The sequence below is a fragment of the Streptomyces sp. NPDC005302 genome (assembly GCF_040607345.1).
GTDB lineage: Bacteria > Actinomycetota > Actinomycetes > Streptomycetales > Streptomycetaceae > Streptomyces.
Map to the genome: position 1 here is coordinate 1 of NZ_JBEXGN010000021.1, position 25,333 is coordinate 25,333.

A 25,333-nucleotide genomic window follows, 5' to 3' on the forward strand; every position below is an offset into this window, starting at 1 on the left:
GGCGCCCGACGCTCAGCTCGTCGTCACCGTGGTGGGCGGCGTCACGCTCCTGTTCGGTGCGATCGTCGGTTGCGCGAAGGACGTCGGGGGTGCCCACCCTTCTCGCGTGCCGGTCATGGTCTCCGGCGGTACTCGCTGCGCGCTCAGTCGCGCGAGTTGCCGAAGAGGACCCGGTAGATGATCAGCAGCACGAGCGAACCGCCGATGGCGGCCGCCCAGGTGGCACCGTCGTAGAAGTGCTTGCTGATGGGGTGGTCCAGCCAGCGGGCCGATATCCAGCCGCCGATGAACGCGCCCGCGACACCGATGAGGGTCGTGCCGATGAAGCCTCCCGGGTCGCGGCCCGGGAGCAGGAGCTTGGCCACGGCGCCCGCCAGCAGCCCCAGAATGATCCAGCTGATGATGCCCATGCCCTGAACCTGCCCCTCCGTGCCGCAGCCACGCTGTCCCGAACCTGTGAGTTCGGTCCGGCCGTGACGTGCTCGTCCTGTCCGTCCACGCGGCCGGTGACGTTTGCGTCCCGGTGCCGTGTCGGTGAACAAGACGTGGCCACGGCTCCTTTCGGTTGCAGCGATCAGTAGGGTGCGGCGCATGCCTCAGTCCAGCACCGCGTTGCGCCGAACCCTCGGCCTGGGTGACGCCGTGGTCATCGGACTCGGCTCGATGATCGGCGCCGGGATCTTCGCCGCGCTCGGACCGGCGGCGCGAGCGGCCGGACCCGGACTGCTGCTCGGTCTCGCGATCGCCGCTGTCGTCGCCTACTGCAACGCGATGTCCTCGGCACGCCTCGCCGCCCTGTACCCCGCTTCGGGAGGCACGTACGTCTACGGGCGTGAGCGGCTCGGGGCCTTCTGGGGGTATCTGGCGGGCTGGTCGTTCGTCGTCGGCAAGACGGCCTCCTGTGCTGCCATGGCGTTGACGGTGGGCGCGTATGTCTGGCCGGCGCAGGCGCACGCGGTGGGCGTCGCGGCCGTGGTCGCACTGACCGCCGTGAACTACGGCGGCCTGCAGAAGTCGGCCTGGCTGACCCGGGTGATCGTGGCGGTGGTCCTGGGTGTCCTCGCCTCCGTGGTGGTCGGGTGTCTCGGCTCGGACGCCTCCGACGCAGGGCGACTCGGCGTCGGGCTGTCGTCGGGCGCGGGTGGGGTGCTCGAGGCGGCCGGTCTGTTGTTCTTCGCGTTCGCCGGGTACGCGCGGATCGCGACTCTCGGCGAGGAGGTGCGGGACCCGGGGCGCACCATTCCGCGGGCGATCCCGCTGGCCCTCGGCATCACGCTCGTGGTGTACGCGGCGGTCTCGGTCGCTGTCCTTTCCGTGCTCGGGCCGGGAGGCCTGGGGCACGCTGCCGCGCCGCTCGTGGACGCCGTGCGGGCGGCGGGGGTGCCCGGGCTCGTGCCGGTCGTGCGGGTCGGGGCCGCGGTGGCCGCGCTCGGCTCACTCCTCGCGCTGATCCTGGGCGTCTCGCGGACCACGCTGGCCATGGCCCGTGACCGTCATCTGCCCGGTGCTCTGGCCGCCGTGCATCCACGCTTCCAGGTCCCGCACAGGGCGGAGCTGGCCGTGGGCGTGGTCGTCGCCGTGCTCACGGCGACCGTGGACGTACGGGGTGCGATCGGCTTCTCCTCCTTCGGGGTCCTGGCCTACTACGCGGTCGCCAACGCGTCCGCTTGGACGCTGAGTTCGGCTCCCGTGTCGCGGGTCGTGCCGGTGCTGGGTCTCCTGGGGTGCCTGACGCTGGCGTTCGCCCTGCCGGTGACGTCGGTGGTGGTGGGCGCCGGTGTGCTGGCGGTCGGAGCAGCTGTCTACGGCGTACGTCTGTCAGCGGCCTCGCGCTGACCGACCCGGGCGCCGGCGACTGCGCCGGACCTGGACTCGGACTCGGACTCGGACTCGGACTCGGACTCGGACTCGGACTGGATGATGCCGCCGGACTTCGGTGGCTTCTTGTTCTGCTCCGCCGCGCCTGGTGAAGGGAGCTGTGGGTCAGGGCGTCCCGGCTGTCGCCGTGCGGCGGGAGAAGTCCGTCCAGGGCTGGAGGTCCACGCCGTCGCTCGATTCCTCGTACCAGCCCGTTCCGTCGAGCCAGGTGCGCAGCCAGGTCGCGAGGTCGGGCGCGTCCACGTACCAGGCGTGGTCCGCCTCGTCGGCGTTCGGCTCGTAGAGCAGGACGGCTCCGTCGGGGTCCTGGCAGTCCACGCACGCGTACATGCCGCAGCCCCAGTGGGATATCGGCAGCACGCCGTCTGGCCAGGGCCACTCGGGGTCCTTCTGGCCGCTCCGCCGACTGGCCAGGTACTGCGGGACGACCGCGGGCTCGCCCGAGGGCGGGCCTTCCAGGAGGGGCAACAGGCCGTATTCCGGACCGAATCCGCCGTCCCCTATCCGCAGGTAGAGCGAGGCGAGCAGTGCGGGCAGCGGGAAGCCCAGGACGGCCTCGGCGCGGGCGACCTCGGCCGTGTCCACGGGCGCGGGGAGCGAAGGCCAACCCCAAGGACGGGTGTTGCGGGCCTCCGTGGCAACCCGTGCCAGCAACTGCTCGATTTCGGTCATGGGTTCATCATGCAGCGCGCCGCTGACAATCGGGGAGCCTGTGGACAACCCTCACGCGAGACGGTCGTCGACCCCTTTTTCCGCCAGGAGCGCGGGCAGGTGGAGCGCCCGGAGCCCGGAGCCGCCGAGGTCTGGGACCTGTGGTGGAACAGGCGCGCGGCGTCCGGTCCAGGCTGTCCGGGCAGAGGTGCCCAGCGGGGCGGAACCTCCCGCACGCAGGTGCGGGAGGGTTTTCCCCAGGTCGTCCTGGGGCGCGCGTCCGAACAGTTCGCCGGTCCGGCGGGGGCGGGTCGCCGAACGGTCTCCGCGTCGGCGCGCAGGGCCAGGGCTCGCTCGGAGCTTCCCTGCCGCACGGCTCGGCCTCGGCCTCGTGCGGCATCAGCCGGTACTTGGGCCGGCCCTCCCCACGGTCACGCCCTAGCGCGCCGCGAACGGCTCGTCCGTGGGCACGATTTCTCGGCCCAGCGGGAACAGCGAGACCGGGATGAGCTTGAAGTTGGCGATACCGAACGGGATGCCGATGATCGTGATGCACATGGCGATACCCGTCACGATGTGGGTCAGGGCCAGCCACCAGCCCGCGAGGACCAGCCACAGGACGTTGCCCACGCAGGACGGCGCGCCCGCGTCGTGACGCTCCACCGTCGTATAGCCGAACGGCCACAACGCGTAGATGCCGATGCGGAAGGCGGCGATCCCGAACGGGATGCCGATGATGGTGATGCAGAGGATGACGCCCGCGGCCAGGTACCCGAGGAACAGCCAGAAGCCGCTCAGGATCAGCCAGATGACGTTCAGAATCGTTCTCATTGCTGTCGACCTGCCATCTGCTCGAGCCGGGCGATACGCTCCGCCATCGGCGGATGCGTAGAGAACATCTTGGACATTCCCTGTCCCGGGCGGAAGGGGTTCGCGATCATCATGTGGCTCGCGGTCTCGATGCGCGGCTCGGGAGGCAGTGGCAGCTGCTTGGTGCCTGCGTCGAGCTTGCGCAGCGCGCTCGCGAGGGCGAGCGGGTCGCCGGTGAGCCGGGCGCCGGAGGCATCCGCCTCGTACTCCCTGGAGCGGCTGATGGCGAGCTGGATGAGGGAGGCGGCGAGCGGGCCCAGAATCATGACCAGGAGCATGCCGAGGATGCCGGGGCCGTCGTCGTCGTTGGAGCGGCCGATCGGGATCAGCCAGGCGAAATTGACGAGGAACATGATCACGGAGGCAAGGGCGCCGGCCACGGACGAGATCAGGATGTCGCGGTTGTAGACGTGACTGAGCTCGTGGCCGATGACGCCGCGCAGTTCGCGCTCGTCCAGGATGCGCAGGATTCCCTCGGTGCAGCACACGGCCGCGTTGCGCGGGTTGCGGCCCGTCGCGAACGCGTTCGGTGCTTCCGTCGGTGAGATGTACAGCCGCGGCATGGGCTGGCGGGCCTGTGTGGAGAGGTCGCGGACCATGCGGTACAGGGCGGGGGCCTCGAACTCGCTCACCGGGCGTGCCCGCATCGCGCGAAGGGCCAGCTTGTCGCTGTTCCAGTAGGCGTACGCGTTCGTCCCGAGCGCGATGACCAGCGCGACGATCAGGCCGGTACGCCCGAAGAAGCTGCCGATGACGATGATGAGTGCGGACAGTCCCCCGAGGAGTACGGCTGTCCTGAGCCCGTTGTGCCGGCGGTGCACGGTACGCCCTCCAAGTGGTGCGGCAGGGGAACCCTTTGCTTGCTTGCTGCTCTGCTTCCACTCTTCAGTGGACCCTCCCGTACTGGTCAACGCCAGACGGGAGGCTCTAGTTCCCTTGTGCGCGCGGCCCGGCGGGTGGGCCGTCCGGGTGATCGGAGGGTGGGTCCACGCGCGGGACAAGCGCGCGGACGGGCTGGAGGGAGGGAGCGGATCGGGCCGGGAGCGGCGGGTCCGGTCGGGGCGGAACGCAGGTCTCCGGTCGGGTCCGGAACGCCGGTCCCCGGTTCTAGAAGAGGCCGGTCTCCGAGAAGCGCAGGACGATCTGGGGCGCACCGGAAAGGGCGATGCCCAGTACGGCCGTCAGAGCGATCGCGGCCGTGATCGGAGCGGGGACGCGGTGGGTGCCCGGCTCGCCCTCGGGGGCGCGGAAGAGGAGCGTCGTCCACTGGAGGTAGTAGAAGAGCGCGATCACCACGTTGACGGCCATGACGACGGCCAGCCAGCCGAGTCCGGCGTCGACGACCGCCGAGAAGACGGTCACCTTGGCGAAGAGGCCGATGATGCCCGGCGGCAGGCCCGCGAGGCAGAGCAGGAAGAACCCGAGCACCAGCGCGGCCAGGGGGTTCCTCGCGTAGAGGCCGCGATAGTCGCTGATGCGGTTGAGAGGGCTCGTACGGGCCACCAGGGCGGCGACGGCGAAGGCACCGAGGTTCACGGCGGCGTACATGAGGGCGTAGGCCACCGTGGAGCCGATGGCCTTCTCCGGGTCCTTGGAGTAGGCGGCGGACGCGATCGGCACCAGGAGGTAGCCGGCCTGTCCGACGGAGGACCAGGCGAGCAGGCGTACCGCGCTGTACGCGCGCGTGGAGCGCTGCCGCAGGGCCCCGACGTTGCCGACCGTCATGGTGAGGGCGGCCAGTGCGGCCAGGGCCGGGCCCCAGACGTCGGCGTACGACGGGAACGCGATGACGGTGACGAGGATCAGCCCGGAGAAGCCGACCGCCTTGCCGACGACCGACAGGTAGGCGGCGATCGGCAGAGGCGCCCCTACGTAGGTGTCGGGCACCCAGAAGTGGAAGGGCACGGCGGCCGTCTTGAAGGCGAAGCCGACGAGGGTGAGGACGACGCCCGTCTGGGCGAGGGTGTGGAACTGTCCGTCGACGTGCTGGATCCGGTCGGCGATCCGGGTGAGGTGGAGGGTGCCCGTCGTCGCGTAGACGAAGCTGACGCCCATCAGGCTCACCGCGGTCGCGGTGACGGACGACAGGAAGAACTTCAGGGCCGCTTCCGAGGACTTCCTGTCGCCGCGCCGGATGCCGACGAGGGCGAAGGCGGGCAGCGAGGCCACCTCGAGGGCGACGATGAGGGTGGCCAGGTCGCGGGAGGCGGGGAGCAGGGCGGCACCCGCGGCCGAGGAGAGCAGCAGGAACCAGTACTCGCCCTCGGGGAGTTCCTTGTCGGCGTCCTTGAGGGCGGTGACCGAGAGCAGGGCCGCGAGGAGCGCGCCGCCGAGGACCAGGAGCTGGATGACCAGGGTGAAGCGGTCCGCGACATAGCTGCACGCGTCCGCGTCGCCGGTCAGGCAGAACGTGGCCCGGTCGCCGTCCAGGAGGGGCAGCAGCAGCAGCGCGGACGCGGCGAGGCCCGCCACCGAGATCCAGCCCAGTACGGCCTTGCGGGCTTCGCCGACGAAGAGGTCGGCGACGAGCACGACGAGTCCGACGACCGCCGCGAGGGTGGGCGGCGCGATGGCGAGCCAGTCGACGGACTGGACCAGGGAACTCATCGGGTGCCTCCTGCGAGGAGCTGCTGTACGGCCGGGTCGGTCAGGCCGAGGAGGGCCCGGGGCCACAGGCCGGCGACGACGGTGAGGGCGACGAGCGGCGTCCAGGCGGCGAACTCGTAGCTCTGCACGTCAGCGAGTTTCGGCGCCTCCTGCGAGGCCGTGCCCATGCAGACGCGGCGCACCACGATGAGCATGTACGCGGCGGTGAGCAGCGTGCCGAACGCGGCGATCGCCATGAACGTCAGATAGGCGGGCCTGCTGAGGTCCTCGGCGGGCTTGAACGCGCCGAACAGGGCCAGCATCTCCCCCCAGAATCCGGCGAGGCCGGGCAGTCCGAGCGAGGCGACGGCGGCGAACGCGAGGAGGCCGCCGAGGCGGGGGGCCTTGCCGTACAGCGCGGCGCCCGTCCGGTCGGCGAGGGCGTCGAGGTCGGTGGTGCCCGTGCGGTCCTTCAGCGCCCCGACGAGGAAGAAGAGCAGGCCGGTGATGAGGCCGTGGGCGATGTTGGCGAACAGCGCGCCGTTCACGCCGGTCGGCGTCATGGTCGAGATGCCGAGCAGGACGAAGCCCATGTGGCCGACGGAGGAGTAGGCGATGAGCCGCTTGAGGTCGCCCTTCGCGCCCTGCTTGGCGAGGGCCAGACAGGCCAGCGAACCGTAGATGATCCCCACCACCGCGAGAGCGGCGAGGTAGGGGGCGAACGTGCGGAAGCCGTCCGGGGTGATGGGCAGCAGAATCCGCACGAACCCGTACGTGCCCATCTTCAGCATGACGCCGGCGAGCAGGACCGAGCCGACCGTCGGCGCGGCGGTGTGGGCGTCCGGCAGCCAGCTGTGCAGCGGCCACATCGGCGTCTTGACCGCGAGCCCGATCCCGATCGCCAGAACGGCGATGACCTGCACGGATGTGCTCAGCGACCGGCCGTTGTCAGTGGCGAGTGCCACCATGTCGAATGTGCCGGCCCTGATTCCGATGAGGAGCAGGCCGAGCAGCATGACGACCGAACCGAGCAGGGTGTAGAGGATGAACTTCCAGGCCGCGGCCTGGCGTTGGGCGCCTCCCCACCGGGCGATGAGGAAGTACATCGGGATGAGCACCATCTCGAACGCGAGGAAGAACAGCAGCAGATCGAGGACAGCGAAGGTCGCGAGGGTGCCGGTCTCGAGGACGAGCAGCAGTGCGACGAATGCCTTCGGGGTCGGGCCCGCGGGCATCTTGAAGTAGGAGTACAGCGCGCAGAGGAACGTCAGCAGCGCGGTCAGCACCAGAAGGGGGAGGGAGATGCCGTCGATGCCGAGGTGGATCCGCACGTCGAGTGCGGGGATCCAGCTGATGTCCGTCGTGGCCTGCATCTTCGACGGGTGGTCGTGGTCGAAGCCGAGTGCGAGGACGATCGCGGCGATGAGGACGACTCCGGTGACGACCACGCCGTGCCGCAGCACGGCCTGCTCGGGAGACTTCCCCTTCAGTCCGGGCGGGGCCGGCAGCAGGGCCGCGGCGGCCCCGATGAGCGGCCCGACGACGATCAACGCGAGAAGAACCTGCATCACGGACTCACTGATATCGATCACGCCTGCTCACGCTCCCGTGGCGACGAGGACGGCGGCGACCACCAGGACGACGGTGCCGGCGAGCAGCGCGCTCACATAGGTCTGCACGTTGCCGGTCTGGGCCCGCCGTACGGCGGTGCCGAGCCAGCGGGGTAGGGCGCCCGCGCCGCGTACGTAGGTGTCGACGACCTCGCGGTCGAGGAACCGGACGAGCTGGGCTCCGGCCTGGACCGGGCGGACGAACAGCGCGTGGTACACGGCGTCGAGGTGGAAGCCGACGGCCGCGTGGCGGTGCAGCGGGCCGAGCAACAGCCGGCCCGGGTCCGCGGGGTCGGGCGCGTAGGCCACGTCTCCGAAGGCGGGCTCGTGGCTGGCGATGGCCTCGGCCTCCACCACTCCGGCGTCTGCGTCGGGGTGGGCCGCGACCGCACCCAGCGGGACGCGGAGAGCCATCGCGGTGGTGTGCCGCCAGGCCCCGTAGGTGATGATCACGCCGACCAGGGCGAGTCCGGTGCCGAGCACCGACGTGGTGAGCACGGGCGTGAGGTCGCGGCCGTCGAACCAGTCGGGGAGCGGCCCGTAGGCGAGGCCGAAGGCGACCGAGGGCACGGCGAGCACCCACAGGACGGCGGTCATGGTGACCGGCTGCCTGCCGTGGTCGGGGGCCTCGGTTCCCTGGCCGTGGAAGGCGAGGAGCCACAGCCGGGTCGCGTACGCGGCGGTGAGGACGGCGGTGGCCAGGCCGGTGATGAGGACGATCCAGCCCGCGGCGCCGGGAGCGTGTTCGGTGTGACCGGTGGCGACGTGCTCGGCGGCGCCGAGGACGGCCTCCTTGGAGAAGAAGCCGCTGAAGGGCGGGATCGCGGCGAGCGCGAGGAGCGCCACGGTCATCGTCCAGTAGGCGTCGGGCACGCGGTTGCGCAGGCCCTTCATGCGGGACATGACGGCGAGCGAGTTGGTGCCGGAGGCGTGGATGACGACACCGGCGGCGAGGAACAGCAGCGCCTTGAAGGCGCCGTGCGCGAGGAGGTGGAAGACGGCGGCACCGCGGTCGCCGACGGCGAGGGCGCCGGCCATGTAGCCGAGCTGGCCGATCGTCGAGTAGGCCAGGACCCGCTTGATGTCGTCCTGGGCGAGCGCGGCGAGGCCGGACCCGGCCATCGTGACGCCGGCCATGACGGCGAGGACGATCATCGCGGCCGAGGATGCCTGGAAGACGGGAAGGAGCCGGGCGACGAAGTAGATGCCGGCGGCGACCATCGTCGCGGCGTGGATCAGCGCGGAGACCGGGGTGGGGCCCGCCATCGCGTCGGGCAGCCAGGTGTGCAGCGGGAACAGTGCCGACTTGCCCGCCACTCCGGCGAGGAGGAGCAGGGCGACCAGCGTCGGGTGGTGCAGTCCGCCGCTCGCGACGGTGCCGAGGACCGAGGTGATGCGGAAGGAGCCGGCGTCGGTGGCCAGCGCGAACAGGCCGATGAGGAAGGGGACGTCGCCGAGCTTGGTGACCAGGAAGGCCTTGAGGGAGGCGGCGCGGGCTTCCGGGGTCTCCCAGTAGTGGCCGACGAGGAAGTACGAGCAGATGCCCATGATCTCCCAGCCGACCAGGAGCACCATCAGGTCGCCGGAGTAGACGACGAGCAGCATCGCGGAGGTGAACAGGGAGACGAGAGCGGCGTACGAGGGGTAGCGCGGGTCGTCGCGCAGGTAGCCCGTCGAGTAGATCTGCACGCAGGTCGCGACGACGCCGACGAGGACGGCGACGAGGGCGGCGAAGCCGTCGATGTGCAGGGCCAGTTCGATGGGGACCGAGCCGGTCGGGGTGAGTTCGGTGTGCGCGTCGATGGCCTGCCCGCCGCCCTGGCGGACGGCGACGGTCACCGCGAGGACGAGTGACGCGAGCGGGGGCAGCACGGCGAGCGGACGGACGAACCCGGGTGCCGTACGGCCCAGCAGGAGGCCGGCGGCGGCGCCCAGGAACGGAAGGAGGGGGACGAGGACGGCGAGGGTGGTCGTGGTCACGCGGTGGCCTCAGCCTTCTCGGCCACGGGGGCGTCGCTGTCGGGGTCGTCGGGGCCGTGGCCCTCGGCGGTGTCGCGGAGCTTGTCGATGTCCGAGGTGCCGCGGTTGCGGTAGACGGACAGGACGATCGCGAGGCCGATGCCGATCTCGGCGGCGGCGATGGCGATGGTGAACAGGGTCAGGGCCTGGCCGGAGTGCAGGGTGTCGCGGGCGGCCCTGGAGAGCCAGACGTCGAAGGCGACGAGGTTCAGGTTGACGGCGTTGAGCATGAGCTCGACGGACATCAGGACCAGGATCGCGTTGCGGCGCGCCAGGACTCCGTACAGGCCGGTGCCGAACAGGAGGGCTGCCAGCACGGCGGGATAGGCGAGGTGCATCAGCGGGCCCCCTGCTTGTCTTCCTGCTTGTCGTCGCGTTCCGTGCCGTTGCGGCCACCGGGGACGCGTGGGGTGGCCGTCGCGTCGGCGTCCGCCTTCGCCTTGCGGGAGAGGACGATCGCGCCGACCAGGGCGGCGAGGAGCAGGACGGAGAGGGCTTCGAAGGGGAGGACCCAGTTCTGGAAGAGGCTCGCTCCGGTGACCTCGGTGGAGCCGGCGGCGGGACCGTTCAGGTCGACCCAGGTCGTGCGGAACGCGTCGACGACGACCCAGACGAGGGCGCCGGTCGCGGCGACGGCGACGGTGAGGGCGGCCCAGCGGTTGCCGGAGTCGGCGTCCGGGGAGCGCCCGATGGGAGCTCGTGTGAGCATCAGGCCGAAGAGAAGGAGGACGACGACGGAACCGACGTAGATGAGGACCTGCACCCAGGCGATGAACTCGGCCGTCAGCAGCAGGTATTCGACGGCCAGGCCGCCGAGCGCCACGACCAGCCACAGGGCCGCGTGCACGAGCTGCTTGGTGGTGACGGAGACGATCGCGGCGCCGAAGGTGACCAGGCCGACGAGGACGAAGGCGATCTCGACGCCCGTCGGGGAGAGGAAGCCGTGGTGTCCGGCGGCGACGGTGGTGGTCGCGCGGGCCACCGTGGCGGTGGCTGCTGCGAAGGTCACGACTGGCCCTCCTGAGGACCGGAGGGAGGTGTGGCCGGAGGCTCCGGCTGCCCGGGCGGCGCGGTCGGCGGTCCGGACGGCGCGGTCGGCGGTCCGGGCGGCGCGGTCGGCGGTCCGGGCGGTGCCGCCTGATCGCCCTGCGCGGAATCGGCCTCCGTCGGCTCTTGCGCCGCCTCGGCCTGCGCGGGACCAGCCTGCGCGGAATCGGCCTGCGGTGCCTCGGCCTGCGCGGGATCGCCCTGCGCGGAATCGCCCTGCGGTGTCTCCGTCGGCCCTTGCGCCGCCTCGGCTTGCGCCGCCTCGGTCCGCGCCGCCTCGGCCTGCGCTGCCTGTTCGGTGGCGAGTTTGTCGGCGGACTTGCGGGCGGCGGCGATCTCCTTGGGTTCCTCTGCGGCGGGGTCGAGGGCGGGTGGGGCCGGGACGGTCCACATCCACTCGCGGAGCTTGTCGCGTTCGTGGGTGAGTTCGTGGATGTCGGTCTCGGCGTACTCGAACTCCGGGGACCAGAAGAGCGCGTCGAAGGGGCAGACCTCGATGCAGATACCGCAGTACATGCACAGGGAGAAGTCGATGGCGAAGCGGTCGAGGACGTTGCGGCTGCGCTCGCGGCCACCGGGGGCGGTGGGCGGCACCGTCTCCTTGTGGGAGTCGATGTAGATGCACCAGTCCGGGCACTCGCGGGCGCACAGCATGCAGACCGTGCAGTTCTCCTCGAAGAGGCCGATGACGCCACGGGTGCGGGGCGGGAGTTCGGGCTGCGCGTCGGGGTACTGCGCGGTGACGGTCTTCTTCGTCATCGTGCGGAGGGTGACGGCCAGACCCTTGGCGAGGCCGGAGCCGGGGATGCGGGAACGGGTGGGCGGGAGGGGCTCGGCCATGGTTACGCGATCACCACCTTGACGATGCCGGTGAGGGCGATCTGGGCGAGGGAGAGGGGGACGAGGACGGTCCAGGAGAGTTTCTGGAGCTGGTCCTCGCGCAGGCGCGGGTAGGTGACGCGGAGCCAGATGACGACGAAGGCGAGGATCGCGGCCTTCAGCAGCGTCCACACCCAGCCGAGGCCGTCGGCGCCCCAGGGGCCGTGCCAGCCGCCCAGGAAGAGGACGGTGGTCAGGCCGCACAGGATGACGATTCCGGCGTACTCGGCGAGCAGAAACAGGGCGAAGCGCAGGCCGGTGTACTCGGTGTACGCGCCGAAGATGATCTCGGAGTCGGCGACGGGCATGTCGAAGGGCGGCCGCTGGAGTTCGGCGAGGCCGGCGACGAAGAACACGATCGCGCCGACGATCTGCCAGGGCAGCCACCACCAGTGGAAGGCGTCCACGATGCCCGGCAGCGAGACCGTGCCGGCGGCCATCGCGACCGAGGCCGCCGTCAGGAGCATGGGGAGTTCGTAGGCGAGGAGCTGGGCGGCGGTGCGCAGGCCGCCCAGGAGGGAGAACTTGTTGGCCGAGGCCCAGCCCGCCATGAGCGAGCCGAGGACGCCCACGCCCATCACGGCGAGGACGAAGAAGATCCCCGCGTCGACGACCTCACCGACCGCGCCCTCACCGGGGCCGATGGGGATCGCGAGGAGGACCAGGAGGTACGGGAGGAGCGCCACGGCGGGCGCGAGCTGGAAGATGCGGCGGTCCGCCCCCGCCGGGACGATGTCTTCCTTCTGCGCGAACTTGACTCCGTCCGCGACGAGTTGGGCCCAGCCGTGGAACCCGCCCGCGTACATCGGGCCGAGACGGCCCTGCATGTGGGCCATCACCTTGTGCTCGGTCTGGCCGACGATCAGAGGGAACGTCAGGAACACGACGAAGACGACGATCAGGCGGAGGGCGACGTCGAGAGCGTCGTTCACTGCGGTCCTCCTGAGGGGTCGTCGTCAGGGCTTGGGGCGGGCGCGGACTCGGGGTCTTCCGCGGAGGCTGACGCGGGGTCGGGGTTCTCGGGGTCTGACGCGGGGTCGGGGTCCGAGTCCGACCCGGACACCGGACCGCGCGCCGGATCAGCACCGGGTTCGGCCTTCGGCTCGGGCGTCGGCCCTGGCGCGGGCGTCGATTCCGGCACTGGTCCGCTACCGGCCTCGCCTCCGGCCTCCGGCTCATGCGCGGGCGTCGACTCCGGCCGTGGTCCGCTCTCGGCCTCCGACCCGGGCTCGGGCGTCGATTCCGGCACTGGTCCGCTACCGGCCTCGCCTCCCGCCTCCGGCTCGGGCGCGGGCGCCAATTCCGGCACTGGTCCGCTACCGGCCTCGCCTCCGGCCTTCGGTTCCGGCGCTGCTCCGCTCCCGGCCTCGCCTCCGGCCTCCGACTCGGGCGCGGGCGTCGATCCCGGCGCCGGTCCGCTCTCGGGCCCGGCCTCGGCTCCGGCCTCGGGCGCCCTCTCCGGCGCACGGTCGGCCTTCGGCTCACGCTCGGGCTCGGTCCTCGGCTCGCGCTCCCGCTTCGGCTCCCGTTCCTCCTTCGGCGTCGCGTCCTCGAACGCGGGCTTCGGCTGGTGCCAGGGGGCGTCGGCCGCCGGGGCACCCGGAGCTGTCGGAGTATCCGGAGCCGCAGGAACCGCAGGAACCGCCGGCCCGGTGCGAGGCGTCGCCCCGGACGGAGCGCTCGCCCCGGACGGGGCGCTCGGCCCGGAGGCCGGCTCCGTTGGGTCCGAAGGTGCGACCTCAGCTGGTGTGACCGTCGCGGCCCGCTGGCTCGCCGAGCCCTGGCCCGCGCTGCGCGTGCGGCGGGCCGGGCGGGCCGTCTCGGTACCGGGAGCCGCACCCTCGACCGCGCCCGCGGACGCCGCTCCCTCCGGAGCAGCACCCGCCGCGGAATCCGAAGGCGTCTGGCCGGCCGAGCCGTCGGCCGCCGTGCGGGTCCTGCGGACCGGGCGGTCGCCGGCGGCGCGGGCCGCGCCACGGGCGGGCCGGGACGGCGCCGGGGGGAGCTGGCCCTTGAGAGGGCCCCATTCGTTGGGGTCGGGGACACCGGGCGGGAGCATCTGGCGGCGCTTCGGGCCGCCGTGCTCGGACTCGCCGGGTTCCTTCGCGCCGGGCCAGGCCTTGGCGACGCGGGCGGCCAGGACGAAGTCCTTGCGGAGAGGGTGGCCCTCGAAGCCCTCCGGCAGCAGCAGGGGGTCGAGGTTGGGGTGGCCCTCGAAACCGACGCCGAACATCTCGTGGGTCTCGCGCTCGTGCCAGCCGGCGCCCGCGTAGACGGAGACGGCCGACGGGAGGACCGGGGTGGCGTGCGGGACGGTCGTACGGACGAGGAGGCGGCGTACCGGGGACAGGGCCACGACGTGGGCGCTGACACGGAAGCCGGTGCCGGGTTCGTCGACGGCGCTCAGCCAGTCGAAGTAGGTGCAGCCGAGGGTGTCGCGGGCCGTTTCGAGGGCCGCGATCCAGGCCGTGGGCGGTACGTCGACCGTGAGGACCTCGTAGGACTCCTCGGCCGTGGCGTCGGGGCCGAAGAGTTCCTCGGCGGGGGCGGGGAGCCAGCCGACGGTCATCGGTCCTCCTCGCCGGGAGCGGGGGCGGGAGCGGGAGTGTCGGTCGCGGAAGGTGCCGCCCCGGGGGCCGGTGAGGTCGGGCCCTCACCCGACTCGGGCGGCAGGGATGCCGTGCCCGCGGGCACCGGCGGCTTCACCAGGCCGCTCTGCAGAGCCGCAGCAGAGGGCCGGGCCGTGCCGTACCGCTCCCCCAGCGACTCCCGGGCGATCTTCTCCTGGAGCTTGAGGATGCCCTGGAGTAGCGCCTCGGGGCGGGGCGGGCACCCCGGGACGTACACGTCGACGGGGATGATCTGGTCGACGCCCTTGGTGACGGAGTACGAGTCCCAGTAGGGGCCGCCGCAGTTGGAGCAGGCGCCGAAGGAGATGACGTACTTCGGCTCGGGCATCTGCTCGTACAGGCGCTTGACGGCGGGCGCCATCTTGTCGGTGACCGTGCCGGACACGACCATCAGGTCGGCCTGGCGGGGACCCGGCGCGAAGGGGATCACGCCGAGCCGGATGAAGTCGTGGCGGGCCATCGACGCGGCGATGAACTCGATCGCGCAGCAGGCGAGGCCGAAGTTGAAGACCCAGAGCGAGTAGCGGCGGCCCCAGTTCAGGACCACCTTCATCGGCTCGGGGGCGAGCCGGGCGAGCGCGCCGAGCCGCTTGGGCTCGGGCAGCAGGACCGGCTCCGGGGCCGAGGGGGTCACGTCCATGCGAGGACGCCCTTCTTGTATGCGTACAGCAGGCCCACGGCAAGGAAGCCGAGGAAGATGAACATCTCGACGAGGGTGGCGGCGCCGTAGCCGGGAGCGGCGAAGACCGTGGCCCAGGGGAACAGGAAGATCGAGTCGACGGCGAAGATGACGTAGAGGAACGCGTACACGTAGTAGCGGACCTGGGTGTGGGCCCAGCCCTCGCCGACGGGGTCGACGCCGCACTCGTACGTCAGGAGTTTCTCGGGCGTGGGGACCACGGGCCGCAGCAGGCGGCCCGCCCCGAACGCGACGGCGACGAAGAGCACGCCGACGACGGCGAGCAGTCCGACGACGGAGTACGACTGGAAGTAATCCGCCGCGACGACGGTCCCGGTCGCCGTGACAACGGTCGGTTCCGGCACGTCAGCCCCTCACTCCCTGACCTCGTTGCGCCCCGTCGTGCGCCGTCGCGCAGTCGGTGATGCGCCGTGTTCGACGATCTGTACGGACGGGAGTCTAGGGCCTGCTAAAGAGAGCGTAAGCAGCCCGTCACGCCTCGACCATCCCCCGACCACCGGGCACGCGTTCACGTCTCACTGTGTGAACGGCTCCCCGCCGGTATCTCGTGTCCCGTCCCGCCGTCACCCCTGAGGGTGGGGTTATCCCCAGTGCATCGCGGCGGCCCACCTCATGGCGCGGCGGCGCGCCGCCGGGCAGGCTAGCGGATATGACCGAACGCATCACGCCCGCCGGTCCGTCGGACGGACCGTCCGACGGCGACCGGCCGCCTCCCGCGCGCTTCGCCCTCGACCAGCAGACCTGGAAGGAGATCGCGCATCTCCTGCTGAACCTGCCGGCCTCGCTCATCGGTTTCGTGTACGTGGTGACGATGCTGGCAACCGGTGCCGGGCTGGCGGTGACGGTCGTCGGACTGCCGCTGCTCGCGGGCGGGCTGCGCGGTTCGCGGCAGCTGGGCAAGGTGGAGCGGGCGCGGGCGCGGCGGCTGTTGGGGCTGCGGATCGACGAGCCGAGCCCGTTGCCGGTGCGGCGGGCCGGGCTCTTCGGCTGGCTGTGGTCGAGCCTGAAGGACCCGGTCGCCTGGCGCGCGACGCTCTACGACTTCATACGGCTGCCTTGGGGCATCGCCACCTTCGTCATCACGCTGGTGTCGCTGTTCGTGCTGTGGCCGGTGCTGCCGTTCCTCGCGCGGGGGCTGACGAACGTGGACCGGGCGCTGGTGCGCGGACTGCTGTCGCCCGACGACGCGCTGGAGCGGCGGATCGCCGAGCTGGAGTCCGACCGCGGGGTGGTGGTGGACGCGGCGGCCGCCGATCTGCGCCGCATCGAGCGCGATCTGCACGACGGGGCGCAGGCCCGGCTGGTCGCGCTGGCGATGGGCCTCGGTCTGGCCAAGGAGAAGCTGCTGGAGGATCCCGACGCGGCGGCGGTCATGGTCGACGAGGCGCACGGCGAGGTGAAGCTCGCCCTGCAGGAGCTGCGCGACCTGGCGCGCGGTATTCATCCGGCGGTCCTCACCGACCGAGGACTGGACGCGGCCCTGTCCTCGGTGGCCTCGCGGTGCACGGTGCCGGTGAAGGTGACCGCCGACCTGGAGGCGCGGCCGGCCGCGGCCATCGAGGGCATCGCCTACTTCACCGTCTCCGAGCTGCTGCAGAACGTCAGCAAGCACAGCGGTGCGCGTTCGGCGTCCGTCGACGTGTGGCGGTCGGACGACCGTCTGCTCATCCAGGTCCGCGACGACGGCCACGGCGGCGCGGGCCTCGACCGCGGCAGCGGCATGGCGGGGCTCGCCGATCGGCTGGGGGCGGTGGACGGCCTGTTCGTCGTCGACTCGCCGGAGGGCGGCCCGACGGTCGTCACGGCCGAACTCCCGTGGCGGGCACGCGAGGACGGGCCCGCGCGGTAGCGCGTGCGGCGGCACACCCTCTCCCGGACACCAAGGAAAGGCCGCCGCTCCCGGACCGAAGGAAAGGCCGCACGGTGGACCACCGTGCGGCCTTCGGCGTCCGACCGGTGCTGACAGAGGTTGCGGCCCGTACGGGAAGTGCGGCCCGTGGGGCGCGTGGCCCCGTGCGGGAGGGGCGGCCCGTAGGTAGGGAAAACCCCCGGACCGAGACGCCGACCCGCTCCATGGTCCGTGGGCGGCGCGGACAGCAGAGTAGGGGTACGAGCCGACGCGCGGAACGAGTCGAGGCGCAGGACGCGACGAGAGAACGGACGGACCGATGGCCACGGAGTACGGAAACGGATACGGGCACCGGAGCGGGCCCGGATTCGACGGGGCGGGCGCCACGGAGCGGCGACACCGTCTTCCGGCCCCGCTGCGGGCACCGATCGAGGCCCGGAGCTGGCGGGAGTTCGGCTACGTGATGCTGGGCCTTCCGCTCGGCATCCTCATGTTCACGTTCGCGGTCACGATGGTGTCGCTGGGCGCGGGCCTGCTCATCACCTTCCTGGGCGTCCCGGTGCTCGCCGCCGCGCTGGCCGGCTGCCGCGGCTTCGGCTCGCTGGAGCGGGCGCGGGCGCGCGGGCTGCTGGGTGTCGAGGTGGCCGATCCCGAGCCGCTGCGGATGCGCAAGCAGGGTCCGATGGCGTGGATGGGCGCGGTGCTCAGGAGCGGCGCCTCGTGGCGGCATCTGCTGTACGCGGTGGTCCAGTTCCCGTGGGCGGTGTTCTCCTTCACGGTGGCGCTGAGCTTCTGGCTGTACGGGTGGGCACTGCTGACATACCCCCTGTGGTTCTGGGTCTTCCCGATGTACGCGGGCCAGGGCGGCCTCCAGCTGTACGGCGACGGAACGCACTCGGTGTACCTGGACAACCCGTTCGAGATCACGATGACCGCGCTGCTCGGGCTGCTGTTCACGATGGCGACCCCGTGGATCGTGCGGGCGCTGACGACCGTGGACGGGCTGATGGTGCGCGGGCTGCTCGGCCCGTCGCGGCTGGCGACCCGTGTGGTGGAGCTGGAGTCGGACCGGGGCGTGGTCGTCGACACCGCGGCGGCCGACCTGCGGCGCATCGAGCGCGATCTGCACGACGGGGCACAGGCCCGGCTCGTCGCGCTGGCGATGGACCTGGGTCTCGCCAAGGAGAAGCTGACCGAGGACCCGGAGGCCGCCGCGCGGATGGTCGGCGAGGCGCACGGCGAGGTGAAGACGGCGCTTCAGGAACTGCGGGACCTGGCGCGCGGTATCCACCCCGCGGTGCTGACCGACCGGGGGCTCGACGCCGCGCTGTCCTCGGTGGCCTCGCGGTGCACGGTTCCGGTGCGGGTGGAGGTCGACCTGCCGGCCCGGCCGATGCCCGCCATCGAGGGCATCGCCTACTTCACCGTCTCCGAGCTGCTGCAGAACATCAGCAAGCACTCCCGGGCGACCCGGGCGAGCGTGGACGTGTGGCGGGTGGAGAACCGGCTGATGCTCCAGGTCGTGGACAACGGGGTCGGCGGCGCCGACGCCTCCTCGGGTTCGGGCCTCGCGGGCCTCGCGGAACGGCTCGACGCGGTCGACGGGATCCTCGTCGTGGACTCGCCGGCCGCCGGACCGACCCGGATCACGGCGGAACTGCCCTGGCGGGGCTGAACCGCCCCTGCGGGCCGGCACTCCGTCGCGGGGCGGATACGGCTCAGCGGGACAGGACCGGGCGGGGCCGGCAGGCCCCGCCACACCGCGCGCCCCTCCGGGATCACCGGCCGGGCGCGCGGCACACCCGTCCGGAAACGCCGGGCGGGCTGACGCGTCACCCTCCGGAACCGCACCTCCACGGACCCCTGGCGTATTCACGCCGCCCGGGCGCGCCCCGATCGGAATGCTGGAATGCTGGGGTCTGTCGTACGACCGCGGTCGTACGAGCGGGGACGAACCCGGCGGGTCCGGGGACGGCCCGGGGTGGGCTCTGGGGGGCCGAAGAATCGTGGAGGACAGGGTGCGGGTCGTCATCGCCGAGGATTCAGTGCTGCTCAGGGAGGGCCTGACCCGGTTGCTGACCGACCGGGGGCACGACGTGGTGGCGGGGGTCGGGGACGGCGAGGCGCTGATCAAGACCATGGCGGAGTTCGCGGCGCAGGACGCGCTGCCGGACGTGGTGGTCGCCGATGTACGGATGCCGCCGACGCACACCGACGAGGGCGTGCGGGCGGCCGTGCAGCTGCGCAAGGCGCATCCCGGACTCGGTGTGCTCGTGCTGTCACAGTACGTGGAGGAGCGGTACGCCACCGAACTGTTGGCCGGTTCCAGCCGTGGCGTCGGTTACCTGCTCAAGGACCGGGTCGCCGAGGTGCGCGAGTTCGTGGACGCCGTGGTGCGGGTGGCTCAGGGGGGTACCGCGCTCGACCCCGAGGTCGTGGCGCAGTTGCTCGGCCGCAGCCGCAAGCAGGACGTGCTGGCCGGACTGACGCCGCGGGAGCGGGAAGTGCTCGGGCTGATGGCCGAGGGCCGGACGAACTCGGCCGTCGCCCGCCAGCTGGTGGTGAGCGACGGGGCCGTCGAGAAGCACGTCAGCAACATCTTCCTGAAGCTCGGACTGTCCCCGAGCGACGGGGACCACCGGCGTGTTCTGGCCGTTCTGACCTATCTGAACTCCTGACCATCTGACACTGTGTCAGTTGTCGTACAGAACCAGGAGGCAGACCGGGAGCGTCGTTCGGAGTGAGAGCCGAGGGCGGGGAAATTATGACAAGTCAGGGCGTCAGGCCGTCTCAAAATGGTGTCCATCATGCGAATGGCCGAAGGAAGGCGACCCTTACGGACGTAGGGTTGAAAAGGGAAGGGTCTACGGCAGGACCACTCCCGGACAGCCGCCTCAAAGGAGGTCCAGTTCAGTGACGAGCCAGGTCAGTAGCCCAACGGAGCAGGCCGACGACGCCCTCGTGGGAGAACAGCGCAAACCGGTGGGGACGAAGGACGTCCGCCGCCTCGACCGGGTCATCATCCGCTTCGCGGGGGACTCGGGTGACGGGATGCAGCTCACCGGTGACCGTTTCACTGCGGAGACGGCCTCGTTCGGCAACGACCTCTCGACGCTGCCGAACTTCCCGGCCGAGATCCGCGCGCCCGCAGGAACCCTGCCGGGCGTTTCTTCTTTTCAACTGCACTTCGCCGACCACGACATCCTCACGCCGGGTGACGCCCCGAACGTTCTGGTGGCGATGAATCCGGCGGCGTTGAAGGCGAACATGGCCGATGTGCCGCGGGGTGCGGAGATCATCGTGAACACCGATGAGTTCACGAAGCGGGCGATGCAGAAGGTCGGATACGCGACCAGCCCGCTGGAGGACGGTTCCCTCGACGGATACAGCGTGCACCCCGTCCCGTTGACGACGATGACGGTGGAGGCGTTGAAGGAGTTCGACCTCTCGCGCAAGGAGGCCGAGCGGAGCAAGAACATGTTCGCGCTGGGGTTGTTGTCGTGGATGTACAACCGGCCGACGGAGGGGACGGAGAAGTTCCTGGCGACGAAGTTCGCGAAGAAGCCGCAGATCGCGGCGGCGAACCTGGCGGCTTTTCGGGCGGGTTGGAATTTCGGGGAGACGACGGAGGATTTCGCGGTCTCCTATGAGGTGGCTCCGGCGGCGCAGACGTTCCCGACGGGTACGTACCGCAACATCTCGGGGAATCTGGCGCTGTCGTACGGTCTGATCGCGGCGTCGCGGCAGGCGGATCTGCCCCTGTATCTGGGGTCGTATCCGATCACTCCGGCCTCCGACATCCTGCATGAGCTGAGCCGGCACAAGAACTTCGGTGTGCGCACGTTCCAGGCGGAGGACGAGATCGCGGGGATCGGGGCGGCGCTGGGCGCCGCGTTCGGCGGTTCCCTCGCGGTGACGACGACGTCGGGGCCCGGTGTCGCCTTGAAGTCGGAGACGATCGGTCTGGCGGTGAGTCTCGAACTGCCGTTGCTGGTCATCGACATCCAGCGCGGCGGACCGTCCACGGGTCTGCCGACCAAGACGGAGCAGGCCGACCTGTTGCAGGCGATGTACGGCCGCAACGGCGAAGCCCCGGTGCCGGTGGTCGCGCCCATGACGCCGGCCGACTGCTTCGACGCCGCGATGGAGGCGGCGCGGATCGCGCTGACGTACCGGACGCCCGTACTGCTCCTCTCCGACGGCTACCTCGCGAACGGCAGCGAGCCCTGGCGCGTCCCCGAGGTGGATGAACTCCCGCACCTGCGCGTCCAGTTCGCCCAGGGTCCGAACCACACCCTGGACGACGGCACCGAGGTCTTCTGGCCCTACAAGCGGGACCCGCAGACCCTCGCGCGCCCCTGGGCCGTGCCCGGAACGCCGGGCCTCGAGCACCGGATCGGCGGGATCGAGAAGCAGGACGGCAGCGGGAACATCTCCTACGACCCCGCCAACCACGAGTTCATGGTCCGCACCCGCCAGGCCAAGATCGACGGCATCGACGTTCCCGACCTCGACGTCGACGACCCCACCGCGGGTACCGACGAGGCCGCCGACACCCTGGTCCTGGGCTGGGGTTCCACCTTTGGGCCGATCACCGCGGCCGTGCGCCGACTGCGTGCCGCGGGCGTTCCCATCGCGCAGGCCCATCTGCGGCACCTCAACCCCTTCCCGCGCAACCTCGGTGAGGTGCTGGGGCGTTACGACAAGGTGGTGATCCCGGAGATGAACCTGGGACAGCTCGCCACCCTGATCCGGGCCAAGTACCTGGTGGACGCCCGCTCGTACAACCAGGTCAACGGCATGCCGTTCAAGGCTGAGCAGCTCGCCACGGCTCTCAAGGAGGCCATCGATGGCTGAGACGTCCACGGAAGGCACGGGCACGATCGAGTCGCTCTCCCTCGTCCCCAAGGCCGAGGCCAGACAGTCCATGAAGGACTTCAAGTCCGATCAGGAAGTGCGCTGGTGCCCGGGCTGCGGTGACTACGCGGTCCTGGCGGCCGTGCAGGGGTTCATGCCGGAGCTGGGGCTGGCGAAGGAGAACATCGTCTTCGTCTCCGGGATCGGCTGTTCCTCGCGGTTCCCGTACTACATGAACACCTACGGGATGCACTCGATCCATGGCCGGGCCCCGGCGATCGCGACCGGACTGGCGTCCTCGCGGCGGGACTTGAGCGTGTGGGTCGTCACCGGCGACGGTGACGCGCTCTCCATCGGCGGCAACCACCTCATCCATGCTCTGCGCCGCAACGTGAATCTGAAGATCCTGTTGTTCAACAACCGGATCTACGGGCTGACCAAGGGGCAGTACTCGCCGACCTCGGAGGTCGGGAAGATCACCAAGTCGACGCCGATGGGGTCGCTGGACGCGCCGTTCAACCCGGTGTCGCTGGCGATCGGCGCGGAGGCCTCGTTCGTGGCCCGCACGGTCGATTCCGACCGCAAGCACCTCACCGAGGTACTGCGGCAGGCCGCGGCCCACCCGGGCACGGCGCTGGTGGAGATCTACCAGAACTGCAACATCTTCAACGACGGCGCCTTCGAGGTCCTCAAGGACAAGCAGCAGGCCGAGGAAGCCGTCATCCGTCTCGAACACGGCCGGCCCATCACCTTCGGCACCGACCAGTCCAAGGGCGTCGTCCGCGACCCCGCCACCGGAGACCTGAGGGTCGTGGCCGTCACGGACGAGAACCGGTCGCGGATCCTCGTGCACGACGCGCACTCCCCCAGCCCCACCACCGCGTTCGCGCTGTCGCGCCTCGCCGACCCCGACACCCTGCACCACACCCCCATCGGCGTGCTCCGCTCGGTCGAACGGCCGGTCTACGACACGCAGATGGCGGACCAGCTCGACGCGGCCATCGAGCAGAACGGCAAGGGAGACCTCGGCGCACTGCTGGCCGGAGGAGACACCTGGACCGTCGTCGGCTGACCCCGGCCGGACCGCGGCACAGCCGATGCCTTCGGCCGTGCCCCGGCACCGTTCGCCACTCACCGTCATGACGAGACCCGGGCCTCAGGGCCCGGGTCTCGTCGCGTCCGGAGCCCCTAGGAGGCCCGGGCCCTGAGCGCGCGGGTCTCGTCGTACGCGGCGCGGGACTGCTCCACGTCGGCCATCCGCTTCTTGGTCCACATCGCGAGCCCCCGCACCTGCTCCGCGGCCTCGCGGCCCAGCTCGGTGAGCGAGTAGTCGACGCGCGGCGGGATCACCGGCTTCGCGTCACGGTGGACCAGCCCGTCCCGCTCCAGGGTCTGCAGCGTCTGGGTCAGCATCTTCTCGCTGACCGGCCTGCCGACCCGGCCCACCGCCCTGCGCAGCTCACTGAACCGGTACGGACGCTCCAGCAACTCGATCAGGACGAGGACGCCCCAGCGGCTGGTGACATGTTCCAGGACCAGGCGGTAGGGGCACATCGCCTCACCGGCGTCGTACCCGTCCGCTGCCTTGCTACTTACGACCATGCCAGTACCTTACTTCAAGGTGGGTACTTTCCAACAGTTAGTGCAGCTCCTAGGGTGAGTGTCATCCGCACCCCACAAGGAGATGTACGTCATGAGCATTGTCGTCACCGGAGCCACCGGACACCTCGGCCGTCACGTCGTCGAGCAGCTGCTGGAGAAGGTCCCGGCCGAGCAGATCACCGCCGTCGTACGCGACGAGGCCAAGGCCGCCGACCTCGCGGCCCGGGGCGTACGGCTCGCGGTCGCCGACTACAGCGCGCCCGCCACCTTCAACGGCCTGCTCTCGGCCGGTGACAAGGTGCTGCTGATCTCGGGCAACGAATTCGACAAGGACCGCGTCGGGCAGCACCGGGTCGTCATCGACGCCGCCAAGGCGGCCGGTGTCGCCCTGCTCGTCTACACCAGCGCCCCCGGTGGCCTCACGGCCGCCCTCGCCGACGACCACCGCGCCACCGAGGAGGTCCTCCTCGCCTCCGGAGTGCCCTACACGCTGCTGCGCAACGGCTGGTACCACGAGAACTACACCGAGAACCTCGCCCCGGCGCTGGAGCACAACGCCGTGGTGCAGGCCGCCGGTGACGGCCGGATCGCCTCCGCCTCGCGCGCCGACTACGCCGCCGCCGCGGTCGCGGTGCTGACCGGCGAGGGCCACGAGAACGCGACGTACGAGCTGAGCGGCGACGAGGCATGGGGATTCGCCGAGTACGCCGCCGAGCTGAGCCGGCAGACCGGCAAGGAGATCGTCTACAGCCCCGTCTCCCCCGAGACCTTCACCGGCATCCTGACCGGCGCCGGGCTGCCCGAGGTTCTCGCCGGGATCCTCACGGGCGTCGAGTCCTCCATCGAGAAGGGCGAGCTGGCCGCCACCAGCGGCGATCTTTCGCGGCTGACCGGGCGTCCGACCACCCCGATCGCGGAGGCCGTCGCCGCCGGGCTGAAGGGCTGATCCCGCCGGCCGACGGGCCGATTCCGCGGCCCGCCCGCCTCGGATCCGGGGTGCCGAGGCCCCACCCGCGCCTGTCATGACCGTATGGCGATACGGGCATGACAGGCGCAGGTTCGCGGCGCTACCTTCTTGGAGGCCGCACGCGGGTTCCGACGGCTCGGGACCTGAGGCGGTGGGGGCGCGGTGGGCGTCCGGGAGCGCGCGAGAAGGAGTTGCCGGTGGCCAGGAAGCCGAGGGGCGAGCAGCACATAGGTCTGCTGAACGGCTTCGCCGCCTATGGCATGTGGGGGCTCGTCCCCCTCTTCTGGCCGCTGCTCAAGCCGGCCGGGGCGACCGAGATCCTCGCGCACCGGATGGCGTGGTCGCTGGTGGTCGTCGGTGCCGTGCTGCTCGTCATGCGCCGGTGGGCCTGGGCGGGCGAGCTGTTGCGGCAGCCGCGCAAGCTGGGGCTCGTCACCGTCGCCGCCGCGGTCATCACCGTCAACTGGGGCGTCTACATCTGGGCGGTGAACTCCGGGCACGTGGTCGAGGCCTCGCTCGGGTACTTCATCAACCCCCTCGTCACCATCGCGATGGGCGTGCTGCTCCTCAAGGAACGGCTGCGGCCGGTCCAGTGGGCCGCCGTCGGGGTCGGGCTCGCCGCCGTCGTCGTCCTGACCATCGGGTACGGCCGGCCGCCGTGGATCTCCCTCTGCCTCGCCTTCTCCTTCGCCACGTACGGCCTCGCGAAGAAGAAGGTCAACCTCGGCGGCATCGAGTCGCTCGCCGCCGAGACCGCGATCCAGTTCCTGCCGGCGATGGCGTACCTGCTGTGGCTGGGGTCGCACGGTGACGCGACGTTCGGCACGGAGGGGGCGGGGCATGCCGCGCTGCTCGCGGCGACCGGCGTGGTCACCGCGATCCCCCTGGTCTGCTTCGGCGCCGCCGCGATCCGCGTGCCGCTGTCCACGCTCGGCCTGCTCCAGTACCTGGCGCCCGTCTTCCAGTTCCTCCTCGGCATCTTCTACTTCCACGAGGCGATGCCCGCCGAGCGGTGGGCCGGGTTCGCGCTCGTCTGGGTCGCCCTGTCGCTGCTCACGTTCGACGCGTTGCGGACGGCCCGGCGGGGTGCGCTGGCGCTCCGGGAGTCCGCCCGTGCGGGGGGCGCCGCCGAGGCGGCGGTCCCTGTCGTGTCGGAGCGCGCGTAGCGCCGGGTCCGGTGCGGCCCCC

At 71.2% G+C, this 25,333-nt stretch carries 23 protein-coding genes; 8 read left to right on the forward strand and 15 right to left on the reverse strand.

Annotated features, from left to right (window positions below; genetic code table 11):
- Positions 1-143: 143 nt before the first annotated feature.
- Entirely contained in the window at positions 144-410 is a 267-nt protein-coding gene (locus ABZT74_RS26725) for a GlsB/YeaQ/YmgE family stress response membrane protein (protein WP_081218833.1), read from the reverse strand.
- Positions 411-591: 181 nt separating this feature from the next.
- Here ABZT74_RS26725 and ABZT74_RS26730 point away from each other — a divergent pair, with 181 nt between their 5' ends.
- Entirely contained in the window at positions 592-1,836 is a 1,245-nt protein-coding gene (locus tag ABZT74_RS26730) for an APC family permease (RefSeq protein WP_356438726.1), read from the forward strand.
- A gap of 147 nt (positions 1,837-1,983) precedes the next feature.
- Here the strand turns inward: ABZT74_RS26730 and ABZT74_RS26735 are convergent, their stop codons facing one another.
- The 13 genes from ABZT74_RS26735 to ABZT74_RS26795 form a co-directional block, all read right to left on the reverse strand.
- A complete protein-coding gene (locus ABZT74_RS26735) occupies positions 1,984-2,550 on the reverse strand; it encodes an SMI1/KNR4 family protein (protein ID WP_355884173.1) in 567 nt (188 codons plus the stop codon).
- A gap of 417 nt (positions 2,551-2,967) precedes the next feature.
- Positions 2,968-3,360: a YccF domain-containing protein gene (locus ABZT74_RS26740; protein ID WP_355884175.1), complete on the reverse strand. Its 393-nt coding sequence runs from the start codon at positions 3,358-3,360 to the stop codon at positions 2,968-2,970.
- Positions 3,357-4,220 carry a zinc metalloprotease HtpX gene (gene htpX / locus ABZT74_RS26745; RefSeq protein ID WP_356438728.1) on the reverse strand — a complete coding sequence of 288 codons (864 nt, stop codon included), beginning with the start codon at positions 4,218-4,220 and terminating at the stop codon, positions 3,357-3,359. The genes ABZT74_RS26740 and htpX overlap by 4 nt, the downstream gene beginning before the upstream one ends.
- Before the next feature lie 286 nt (positions 4,221-4,506).
- A complete protein-coding gene (locus ABZT74_RS26750; protein ID WP_356438731.1) occupies positions 4,507-6,006 on the reverse strand; it encodes an NADH-quinone oxidoreductase subunit N in 1,500 nt (499 codons plus the stop codon).
- The gene (locus ABZT74_RS26755; RefSeq protein ID WP_356438734.1) at positions 6,003-7,577 is read right to left on the reverse strand and encodes an NADH-quinone oxidoreductase subunit M; all 1,575 of its coding nucleotides are present in this window, start codon (positions 7,575-7,577) and stop codon (positions 6,003-6,005) included. The genes ABZT74_RS26750 and ABZT74_RS26755 overlap by 4 nt, the downstream gene beginning before the upstream one ends.
- A gap of 6 nt (positions 7,578-7,583) precedes the next feature.
- Positions 7,584-9,575 carry an NADH-quinone oxidoreductase subunit L gene (locus ABZT74_RS26760; RefSeq protein WP_356178172.1) on the reverse strand — a complete coding sequence of 664 codons (1,992 nt, stop codon included), beginning with the start codon at positions 9,573-9,575 and terminating at the stop codon, positions 7,584-7,586.
- Complete coding sequence (gene nuoK / locus ABZT74_RS26765; RefSeq protein WP_356178171.1) at positions 9,572-9,952, reverse strand: NADH-quinone oxidoreductase subunit NuoK; 381 nt, start codon at positions 9,950-9,952, stop codon at positions 9,572-9,574. Before nuoK ends, ABZT74_RS26760 begins: the two co-directional genes overlap by 4 nt.
- A complete protein-coding gene (locus ABZT74_RS26770) occupies positions 9,952-10,623 on the reverse strand; it encodes an NADH-quinone oxidoreductase subunit J (RefSeq protein ID WP_356178168.1) in 672 nt (223 codons plus the stop codon). The genes nuoK and ABZT74_RS26770 overlap by 1 nt, the downstream gene beginning before the upstream one ends.
- Positions 10,620-11,501, reverse strand: a complete 882-nt coding sequence (locus ABZT74_RS26775; protein WP_356438737.1) for a 4Fe-4S binding protein — start codon at positions 11,499-11,501, stop codon at positions 10,620-10,622. Before ABZT74_RS26775 ends, ABZT74_RS26770 begins: the two co-directional genes overlap by 4 nt.
- A gap of 2 nt (positions 11,502-11,503) precedes the next feature.
- On the reverse strand, positions 11,504-12,472 hold the full coding sequence (locus ABZT74_RS26780) for a complex I subunit 1 family protein (RefSeq protein WP_356438740.1): 969 nt from the start codon (positions 12,470-12,472) through the stop codon (positions 11,504-11,506).
- Positions 12,469-14,109, reverse strand: coding sequence for an NADH-quinone oxidoreductase subunit C (locus ABZT74_RS26785; RefSeq protein WP_356438743.1), 1,641 nt, complete (start codon positions 14,107-14,109; stop codon positions 12,469-12,471). The genes ABZT74_RS26780 and ABZT74_RS26785 overlap by 4 nt, the downstream gene beginning before the upstream one ends.
- The gene (gene nuoB, locus ABZT74_RS26790) at positions 14,106-14,810 is read right to left on the reverse strand and encodes an NADH-quinone oxidoreductase subunit NuoB (RefSeq protein WP_356178161.1); all 705 of its coding nucleotides are present in this window, start codon (positions 14,808-14,810) and stop codon (positions 14,106-14,108) included. The genes ABZT74_RS26785 and nuoB overlap by 4 nt, the downstream gene beginning before the upstream one ends.
- Positions 14,801-15,214, reverse strand: a complete 414-nt coding sequence (locus ABZT74_RS26795; protein ID WP_355884195.1) for an NADH-quinone oxidoreductase subunit A — start codon at positions 15,212-15,214, stop codon at positions 14,801-14,803. Before ABZT74_RS26795 ends, nuoB begins: the two co-directional genes overlap by 10 nt.
- Positions 15,215-15,519: 305 nt before the next feature.
- Between ABZT74_RS26795 and ABZT74_RS26800 the strand changes: the two genes are divergently transcribed.
- The 5 genes from ABZT74_RS26800 (at position 15,520) to ABZT74_RS26820 (ending at position 22,648) form a co-directional block, all read left to right on the forward strand.
- On the forward strand, positions 15,520-16,719 hold the full coding sequence (locus ABZT74_RS26800) for a sensor domain-containing protein (RefSeq protein ID WP_356178160.1): 1,200 nt from the start codon (positions 15,520-15,522) through the stop codon (positions 16,717-16,719).
- 319 nt (positions 16,720-17,038) lie between these two features.
- A complete protein-coding gene (locus ABZT74_RS26805; protein WP_355884199.1) occupies positions 17,039-18,394 on the forward strand; it encodes a sensor domain-containing protein in 1,356 nt (451 codons plus the stop codon).
- 343 nt (positions 18,395-18,737) lie between these two features.
- On the forward strand, positions 18,738-19,397 hold the full coding sequence (locus ABZT74_RS26810) for a response regulator transcription factor (RefSeq protein WP_355884205.1): 660 nt from the start codon (positions 18,738-18,740) through the stop codon (positions 19,395-19,397).
- Positions 19,398-19,632: 235 nt separating this feature from the next.
- Positions 19,633-21,576 carry a 2-oxoacid:acceptor oxidoreductase subunit alpha gene (locus ABZT74_RS26815; RefSeq protein ID WP_356438746.1) on the forward strand — a complete coding sequence of 648 codons (1,944 nt, stop codon included), beginning with the start codon at positions 19,633-19,635 and terminating at the stop codon, positions 21,574-21,576.
- Positions 21,569-22,648 (forward strand): 2-oxoacid:ferredoxin oxidoreductase subunit beta, encoded by a 1,080-nt coding sequence (locus ABZT74_RS26820; RefSeq protein WP_356438749.1) that lies wholly within the window; start codon positions 21,569-21,571, stop codon positions 22,646-22,648. Before ABZT74_RS26815 ends, ABZT74_RS26820 begins: the two co-directional genes overlap by 8 nt.
- Positions 22,649-22,764: 116 nt before the next feature.
- On the opposite strand, the gene ABZT74_RS26825 is transcribed toward ABZT74_RS26820, so the two are convergent.
- Positions 22,765-23,178, reverse strand: a complete 414-nt coding sequence (locus tag ABZT74_RS26825; protein WP_356176911.1) for a helix-turn-helix domain-containing protein — start codon at positions 23,176-23,178, stop codon at positions 22,765-22,767.
- A gap of 91 nt (positions 23,179-23,269) precedes the next feature.
- On the opposite strand from ABZT74_RS26825, the gene ABZT74_RS26830 reads away from it, so the two are divergent.
- Positions 23,270-24,124 (forward strand): SDR family oxidoreductase, encoded by an 855-nt coding sequence (locus ABZT74_RS26830; RefSeq protein WP_356438752.1) that lies wholly within the window; start codon positions 23,270-23,272, stop codon positions 24,122-24,124.
- Between the two features lie 218 nt (positions 24,125-24,342).
- On the forward strand, positions 24,343-25,311 hold the full coding sequence (gene rarD, locus ABZT74_RS26835; protein ID WP_355878028.1) for an EamA family transporter RarD: 969 nt from the start codon (positions 24,343-24,345) through the stop codon (positions 25,309-25,311).
- The last annotated feature ends 22 nt before the right edge of the window (positions 25,312-25,333 follow it).

Coding starts and splice junctions, on each gene's coding strand:
- ABZT74_RS26725 (WP_081218833.1), bottom strand. CDS start 410: ATGGGCATCATCAGCTGGATCATTCTGGGGCTGCTGGCGGGCGCCGTG.
- ABZT74_RS26830 (WP_356438752.1), top strand. CDS start 23,270: ATGAGCATTGTCGTCACCGGAGCCACCGGACACCTCGGCCGTCACGTC.
- ABZT74_RS26740 (WP_355884175.1), bottom strand. CDS start 3,360: ATGAGAACGATTCTGAACGTCATCTGGCTGATCCTGAGCGGCTTCTGG.
- ABZT74_RS26785 (WP_356438743.1), bottom strand. CDS start 14,109: ATGACCGTCGGCTGGCTCCCCGCCCCCGCCGAGGAACTCTTCGGCCCC.
- ABZT74_RS26800 (WP_356178160.1), top strand. CDS start 15,520: ATGACCGAACGCATCACGCCCGCCGGTCCGTCGGACGGACCGTCCGAC.
- ABZT74_RS26750 (WP_356438731.1), bottom strand. CDS start 6,006: ATGAGTTCCCTGGTCCAGTCCGTCGACTGGCTCGCCATCGCGCCGCCC.
- ABZT74_RS26820 (WP_356438749.1), top strand. CDS start 21,569: ATGGCTGAGACGTCCACGGAAGGCACGGGCACGATCGAGTCGCTCTCC.
- ABZT74_RS26825 (WP_356176911.1), bottom strand. CDS start 23,178: ATGGTCGTAAGTAGCAAGGCAGCGGACGGGTACGACGCCGGTGAGGCG.
- ABZT74_RS26805 (WP_355884199.1), top strand. CDS start 17,039: ATGGCCACGGAGTACGGAAACGGATACGGGCACCGGAGCGGGCCCGGA.
- ABZT74_RS26735 (WP_355884173.1), bottom strand. CDS start 2,550: ATGACCGAAATCGAGCAGTTGCTGGCACGGGTTGCCACGGAGGCCCGC.
- nuoK (WP_356178171.1), bottom strand. CDS start 9,952: ATGCACCTCGCCTATCCCGCCGTGCTGGCAGCCCTCCTGTTCGGCACC.
- nuoB (WP_356178161.1), bottom strand. CDS start 14,810: ATGGACGTGACCCCCTCGGCCCCGGAGCCGGTCCTGCTGCCCGAGCCC.
- ABZT74_RS26730 (WP_356438726.1), top strand. CDS start 592: ATGCCTCAGTCCAGCACCGCGTTGCGCCGAACCCTCGGCCTGGGTGAC.
- ABZT74_RS26775 (WP_356438737.1), bottom strand. CDS start 11,501: ATGGCCGAGCCCCTCCCGCCCACCCGTTCCCGCATCCCCGGCTCCGGC.